The sequence below is a fragment of the Pseudomonas sp. M47T1 genome (genome assembly GCF_000263855.1).
Taxonomy (GTDB): Bacteria; Pseudomonadota; Gammaproteobacteria; order Pseudomonadales; family Pseudomonadaceae; genus Aquipseudomonas.
The window spans coordinates 1-266 of record NZ_AJWX01000081.1 but is presented as its reverse complement, the minus strand read 5'-3'; the positions used below and the strand labels follow the sequence as shown (position 1 = coordinate 266).

Genomic DNA, 266 nt, shown 5'->3' with positions numbered 1-266 from the left:
CCTGATGGAATGCTCATTTCTAAGCTTTAACGCAGAAGCAGTGTATGGTGGAGCCAAACGGGATCGAACCGTTGACCTCCTGCGTGCAAGGCAGGCGCTCTCCCAGCTGAGCTATGGCCCCTTAACAAAATTGGTGGGTCTGGGCAGATTCGAACTGCCGACCTCACCCTTATCAGGGGTGCGCTCTAACCAACTGAGCTACAGACCCAATTTCGAGCGTAACTGTTAGCTAGTTCAGCTATCAGCTTGGAGCTTAAAGCTGCTTC

Annotated in this window: 2 tRNA genes; both read right to left on the bottom strand. The window is 52.3% G+C overall.

Features of this window, described 5'->3' with window-relative positions:
- Positions 1-45: 45 nt before the first annotated feature.
- Positions 46-121, bottom strand: a tRNA-Ala gene (locus PMM47T1_RS28540).
- A 10-nt stretch (positions 122-131) separates the two neighbouring features.
- Positions 132-208: transfer RNA gene (locus PMM47T1_RS28535), tRNA-Ile, on the bottom strand.
- Positions 209-266 lie beyond the last annotated feature (58 nt).